Genomic DNA, 337 nt, shown 5'->3' with positions numbered 1-337 from the left:
CCCTTCTCGTCGGTAATTTCACAAGTTGTCCCATACTTGCAAGATCGCGCATCAGCTCCGGTATACGTCCCGGTGAAGCGCCCTGCAATGTCATCAGCATTCTCATCACCATTCCGCATGATTCTGAGAAACTCAGTTGATTCGGCCAGTAACCTTTCAGATGTTCCGCCATTTTAATCATCTGATATCTCACCAGATTATAAGCCAGTAAGACACCCCACAGCTCTTGCTCCACAAGCTCCGGCTTTTTACTTCTCAGCGTCAGCCTGCTCAGTTGCATCGTCTGTTTTATCTCCCTGTATCCCAGTTCGATTTCCCAGCGATTACTGTACAGATC

The 337-nt window shown here is 48.1% G+C and carries 1 protein-coding gene; it reads right to left on the bottom strand.

What is annotated here, in order from left to right:
• Positions 1 to 337 (bottom strand): transposase (locus ACUU1I_RS21360; protein ID WP_449144956.1); only part of this gene is annotated, 337 nt, incomplete at both ends.

The organism is Shigella sp. SIG3 (genome assembly GCF_053555855.1).
The sequence above is the reverse complement of the archived record's forward strand: the minus strand, read 5'-3'. Positions and strand labels throughout refer to the sequence as shown.